Origin of the sequence: Candidatus Methanomethylophilus sp. 1R26 (assembly GCF_001481295.1) — an archaeon.
In the GTDB taxonomy this organism is placed as follows: Archaea; Thermoplasmatota; Thermoplasmata; order Methanomassiliicoccales; family Methanomethylophilaceae; genus Methanomethylophilus.
The window spans coordinates 1-5478 of the sequence record NZ_LOPS01000041.1 but is presented as its reverse complement, the minus strand read 5'-3'; the positions used below and the strand labels follow the sequence as shown (position 1 = coordinate 5478).

Below are 5478 nucleotides of genomic sequence, written 5' to 3'. Positions count from 1 at the left end.
CCGTCGACCTCAGCCGAGGTCTTCTTCAGATACTCTTTTGCGTCCATTTCAATCCCTCGATCCATTCGCGGGTCTCTCCCGCGACGAAATGCCTCGCTTTCGCGAGCTGTTTGATGTTTGCGGAGCCGGTCAGCATCATCGCCGCCTGCAGCTCCTCTCTGAAAAGCATGAGCTTCTTCTTGACGGCGTCCGCGGACTCCGTCGCTTCCCTGAGCACCGCATGCGCGACGCCCGCGGCCTCAGCCCCCATGGACACTGCCGCGGCCACATGAGTCCCGTCCAGGATGCCTCCCGACGCGATGAGCGGGAGCCTGGAGGCCCTGCATTCCGCCAGGGCGGCGGGCGCGGGTATCCCCCAGTCGAAGAACGTGTTGCCCATCTCGGCCAGGGAATCGTCGCCGATCATGCTGGCGCGGTACATCTCCACGGCGGAGAAGCTGGTGCCGCCCATGCCGGCGATGTCCAGGCCCCTCACTCCGATGCCTTTGAGCCTCTCGGCGGTGTATCCGTCGATCCCCGCGCCGGTCTCCTTCACTATGATCGGGTACCTGAGAGCCAGGTCGCGGATCCTGTCCCTGATCCCGGCGCGTTGTGGTCCCCCTCGGGCTGGATGACCTCCTGGAGGAAGTTCAGGTGCACGGCGATGTAGTCAGCGTCTATGAGGTCGGCCGCCGCCTTCACCATCTCATCGGTGAAAGGCTCGCCGCTCTTCTGCTTCACGAGCTGGGGGGCGCCGACATTGCCGATGACCAGCGGGACGTCGAAATCTTTGATGACGGAGTAGGTTTCGGGGTCCACTCCCTTCACCCCGGCCCTTTCGCTGCCGACGCCCATGCCGATGCCGAGCTCCGCGCATGCCTCGGCGATGTTGGAGTTGATCTTCTTGGCTCCCGGGAATCCGCCGGTGATGGCGGTGACCACCATCGGGAAGGCGAGCTTCCTGCCCAGGACATCGGCGGTCATGTCGATATCGTCCATGTCGATCTCGGGCATGGCGTTGTGGACGAGCTTGACGTCGTCCCAGTAGCAGTGGTCGGGTGCGACGCGCTCCTTCAGGCATATGTCGATGTGATCGGCCTTGCGGCTCCTGATTGTCATTGGATTCCTCCCTTGGCTGAAGTGCAGATGACATCATGACCTTTTAACAGAGAGTATAGACGCCCCGGCACATTGCCGTTGATCAGGACGCAGTCCCTGTCTTCAGATGTCATCCTGAGCATGGCCTCCATTTTGGCTTCGACGCCGCCGGTGACATCGTCCACCGAGGACGAGGTCCTGATGCGGGCCAGGGTGTCCTTGGTGACCTCTCTGATGAGCTCCGCCGACGGATCGGTCTTAGGGTCGGCGGTGTACAGGCCGTCTATGTCGGACACGAAAACGACCCTGCTGGGGGAGTACATCCTGCAGAGCATCTCCATTATCTGGTCCCCGGACACGATGGAGAACCCCATGGAGCGGTCGGTTATCACGTCGCCATACATCACGGGGATGATGCCGAGGTCCGCGAGCCTCCTGATCGGCTCATCGTTGTCTGCTATCAGCTTCCCGTTATCGGCCACGAACGCAGCCGCGATGGGGACGGTGGCAGCAGGTATGCCGGCGGCCAGAAGCTCTTCGACGACCATGGACGACAGTTCGCAGCAGTCGCAGATGACGCGGGCCGCCGCCGGGATCTGCTCGGGCCTGCTGTAGCCTTTCTGGATCCCGTACTCCTTGGAGACGACATGCCCGAAGGAACCTGCTCCGTGGACGATGAGGACCTCTTCGCCGGAACGTTTGATCTCCTCGGCGAGCCTGGCCACGGTCTCCTTCCTGAAGGTGCGGTAGGCGGCCTTATCGGTTATGACGCTTCCGCCGAGTTTGATCAGGATCATTGCGCGCCCCATCGCCTCTTCTGATTAATAAATTCACGCGCGCATACTATCAACAGAGCCGTCAGCCGAAGTATCGGCAGAGATGCAGGCCGCGGACATAAATGACCGTGAAGCCTAAGAATGAAGAGAAGAAAAGTGGTAGACAGCGTGTCTGCTTTCCCGTACACTTGCGCAATACAGTACGCGACAGATACGCGAGAGGGCTTACTTCCGGGTTCGAGATGGGACCGGGTGAACCCCTCTGCTGTGGCCGTCTGACCAAAACTCTAGATAGAGGCTTTGTATAAAAGTTTTGCATCGGTCGTTCCGTCACCGGGCGGAACCGGCCGGCGGAGGCTCAGTTGGGCTTATCGATCTCAGCGGTGTCCGAGTCCAGGAAGTCGTTCCAGAGCTTCAGTGTCTCGTTGGCTTCCTCTTCGTCCATGACCTCGATCGCGAACCCCGCATGGACCACGACGTACTGCCCGACCTTGGCGTCCACCATGGAGATGTTGGCCGTCTTCATGGATCCGCCGTAGTCCACATATGCTTCGTCGCCGTCGATGTTCACTATCTTGCCGGGTATTGCAAGGCACATCTTCACTCACCTGATATTATCTTTATAATGGCCTCAGCAGGCTGGCCGTCGGCCGCCTCGAGCGCGGCGATGGCCTTCTCGCGGTCGCAGTTCGTCTGGGACATCACGAGCTCGATGTCCTCGCTGGGGAAGACCGGCCCTGCAGGGGCTCCGCCGGCGGTCCCTGCGGGGACCTCCGAGACGTTCCCGGCCACCTGGTAGCTCTTGCTGCCCTTCATGTCGATGCATACGACCTCCGCAGGGGAGATGACGATGTCCTTGTCGGCGGTCCTGATGATGACCTCTGTCACGCCTTTGACCTCCTCCTGCTTTATGCCCATCGAGCGCATCGTGCGCTGCATAGCGCGGGGGTTCATGCCCCTCATTCCTCCAGCCATATCGGCATACCGATTCCGTTACCGCTAATTAACCCTTATCCGCGGCCGGGGCGCCGCCAGGGACGGTTCCTCCGAGCACGCATCATACGATTCTGCGGCTGGCACATCGGAACTCTCCGTCCTTCTCCGGCAGACGGTATCCAGTCCCTGCGCTCAGCGGTCCCGGGGCGGGACGCCGGCCTTCTGTTCGGGAATATTATTATTGTCGGCGTGAGATAGAGTGCGCGTGATCACAGCAAAGGACCTCTTCGCCGGCGATGAGCTCGCCGGCCGCACATTCCGCGCCCTCATGGACAAGGTCCGCTCCATATATCCGGACACCGACTTCGAGGTGGTCCGCGAGCTCGTGGTCTTCAGCACGATCGACCGCCCCTTCCTCTGGGTATGGGCCCCCGCCCGCGGGAACACCACTTACGGGGACTGCCCCCTGGTGATCTCCTTCGGCCTCTGCTACAAGGTGCCGCCGTGCAGGTACACCCGCATCGTCCAGTCTTCCGACGACCGCTGGATCTACCACATCGGCATCCCCGGGCCCGACGGGATCTGCGACACCCTGCTGACGATGATCAGCAAGGCGTACGAGGACAAGTCCGAGGACTGCGACTGATCCCGGTCAGTTTTCCAGCAGGCCGGCGACCTCTTTCTTCAGCGCTTCCAGAGCTTCTGCGGCCTTGGAGGCGTCCGGTATGCCGCCCTGGGCGAAGTCGGGCTTCCCGCCGCCCCTTCCGCCGAACATCCCCAGCACCTTCGGGAGGACCTTGCGGCAGTCGACCTTCGGAGACCCGGAGCCGAGCATGATGTTCGCGGTCTCGCCGACGGCTATGAACGCACAGACCGCCCCTTCGGCCTTCAGTTTCTCGACGGCCTCCGCCAGGACCTTCCTGTCCGCCCCCGGGAACACGCCGCTGTAGAACGCGGTGCCCCCTACTGTTTCCGGCTCCAGCGACCCGACGCCCTTCTTGGCGGCCTCCTTAGACGCTTCGGCCGCGGCCTCCAGGTTATGCTTCATGTTGGCGACGGTCTTGACTACCAGTTCAGGTTTGCTGCCGGTCTCGTCGATGACCTCGAGGCAGGTGGCCGCTAGGGATATCGCCGCATCGGCCGCGGCATCCCCGACCTTGAAGTGGATGGCCACCCCGTCCCTGCCGGCGGACACCTTCCGATCGACGAACAGCATGCCCAGCTCCGAGGTCTCCTGCACATGGACCCCGCTGCATGCGGAGTAGTCGATGTCGCCTATGGAGACGACGGTGATCTCCTCGTCCTCGGGGATGCGGTCGAGCTTGATCCTGACCTTGGCGAGGTCCGGGTCGTTCCTGGCCATCACGGTCTTCCTGACCGTGAGGTTGTCGCGTATCGCTTTGTTGGCGAAGGCGAGGGCGGAGCGTATCTTCTCCCAGCTCACGTCGTGGTTTACGATGACGTACTTGTCCTCCGGCGAGATGTAGATCTTGGTTATAGCGAGGTCCGGGTCCTCGCGGTGCAGGGAGCAGAAGAGCAGGTGCTCCCCGGTGTGCCCCATCATGAGGTCGAAGCGCCTGTCCCAGTCGAGGCTGCACCATACGCGCATGCCGGGCCTGAAATCGTTGCCCGGGACGATGTGGACGATCTCCTTGCCCTCGTAGCGGACCTCGGTCACCCTCTTGCCGTTGATGGTCCCGGTGTCGCAGACCTGCCCCCCGCCTCCGGGATAGAACGCGGTCAGGTTCATGACGACCTTGTCGCCGTCGACCGCCGTCACCTCCGATTCGAACTCCGACAGGTACCCGTCGTGCCTGAAAACCTCGTCTGCCATTGCTATCGCCTCCCCGATGGGACGGCGCGGATATAAGACCGTGTCCCCGGGCGCATCCCGGCTGCCTGATCGCCGACAGGGCCGGCCGTCCAGACGGCCGGCTGGGTCCGATGTCGCAGCGATTCTCTCCGCATCTGCGGGAACGCCGCGGGGCGGGAACTGTTCACAGTAAAGTTAAATTCCCCCCGACCAATCGGGTTGGGAGAGGGAGAGAAACGTCCGATACTAAGAACTTCGACGAACTGGACAGGCGCATCATAGAACTCCTGAGCAGCTCCAGCCAGGGCTCCTACCGTCAGCTCGCCAAGCAACTCGGCGTGCACCCCACGACGCTCATCCAGAGGGTCAACAACCTCGAGGCCCAGGGGGTCATCCGCGGATACCGCGCGAAGCTCGACTACATGGCGATGGGGTACGGCTTCATGGGCATCGCCAGGGTCTTCCTGAACAAATCCGACACCATGGCGGAGGAGAGGATCTCGTCCCTGCCGCAGACCGTGGCCGTCTATGATGTTGCCGGAGACGCGAACGTTGTCGCGATGCTCTGCTGCCGGGACAGGAAGGAGTTCCTTGACACCATCATGAAGATCGACGCCCTCGACGGGGTCGTGCGCGTCGAGTCTTCCGTCATCCTGAGGATTGCCAAGAGCGAATCTGATTATGTTCCGGTCCTCGGGCCGGACGAAGGCTCGGTCTGACCGGGCTCTGGAGGCCTGACCCGCACCGTTCGCGCGCAGGCGCACATTATTTAACGGGAATGGGCAATAGGCGCCCCCGTTATCATCATAGGGGCACCCATAATGAGAAGAACGAACACGTGCGGAGAGCTCAGGGCCTCCGACATCGGGAAACATG

General features: G+C 62.0%; 8 protein-coding genes and 1 rRNA gene. 2 read left to right on the top strand and 7 right to left on the bottom strand.

The genetic code is table 11. The features are described from left to right. Window positions 1-25: 25 nt before the first annotated feature. The 6 genes from AUQ37_RS11425 to AUQ37_RS07070 all read right to left on the bottom strand — a co-directional run bounded on the left by AUQ37_RS11425 (window position 26) and on the right by AUQ37_RS07070 (window position 2828). A complete protein-coding gene (locus AUQ37_RS11425; RefSeq protein ID WP_201013847.1) occupies window positions 26-535 on the bottom strand; it encodes an alpha-hydroxy-acid oxidizing protein in 510 nt (169 codons plus the stop codon). Beyond that, window positions 535-1098: a hypothetical protein gene (locus AUQ37_RS11420; RefSeq protein ID WP_201013846.1), complete on the bottom strand. Its 564-nt coding sequence runs from the start codon at window positions 1096-1098 to the stop codon at window positions 535-537. Before AUQ37_RS11420 ends, AUQ37_RS11425 begins: the two co-directional genes overlap by 1 nt. Continuing rightward, complete coding sequence (locus AUQ37_RS07085) at window positions 1095-1874, bottom strand: isopentenyl phosphate kinase (protein WP_058747995.1); 780 nt, start codon at window positions 1872-1874, stop codon at window positions 1095-1097. The genes AUQ37_RS11420 and AUQ37_RS07085 overlap by 4 nt, the downstream gene beginning before the upstream one ends. Window positions 1875-2011: 137 nt before the next feature. Then, window positions 2012-2132 (bottom strand): 5S ribosomal RNA (gene rrf, locus AUQ37_RS07080). Between the two features lie 79 nt (window positions 2133-2211). Then, window positions 2212-2451, bottom strand: a complete 240-nt coding sequence (locus AUQ37_RS07075; RefSeq protein WP_058747994.1) for a HypC/HybG/HupF family hydrogenase formation chaperone — start codon at window positions 2449-2451, stop codon at window positions 2212-2214. 2 nt (window positions 2452-2453) lie between these two features. Beyond that, a complete protein-coding gene (locus AUQ37_RS07070) occupies window positions 2454-2828 on the bottom strand; it encodes a nascent polypeptide-associated complex protein (protein ID WP_058747993.1) in 375 nt (124 codons plus the stop codon). Between the two features lie 226 nt (window positions 2829-3054). On the opposite strand from AUQ37_RS07070, the gene AUQ37_RS07065 reads away from it, so the two are divergent. Further along, on the top strand, window positions 3055-3435 hold the full coding sequence (locus tag AUQ37_RS07065) for a DUF5655 domain-containing protein (protein ID WP_058747992.1): 381 nt from the start codon (window positions 3055-3057) through the stop codon (window positions 3433-3435). 6 nt (window positions 3436-3441) lie between these two features. On the opposite strand, the gene AUQ37_RS07060 is transcribed toward AUQ37_RS07065, so the two are convergent. After that, window positions 3442-4623, bottom strand: coding sequence for a DHHA1 domain-containing protein (locus AUQ37_RS07060; protein ID WP_058747991.1), 1182 nt, complete (start codon window positions 4621-4623; stop codon window positions 3442-3444). Window positions 4624-4865: 242 nt separating this feature from the next. On the opposite strand from AUQ37_RS07060, the gene AUQ37_RS13080 reads away from it, so the two are divergent. Next, window positions 4866-5321: an Lrp/AsnC family transcriptional regulator gene (locus AUQ37_RS13080; RefSeq protein ID WP_058747996.1), complete on the top strand. Its 456-nt coding sequence runs from the start codon at window positions 4866-4868 to the stop codon at window positions 5319-5321. Window positions 5322-5478 lie beyond the last annotated feature (157 nt).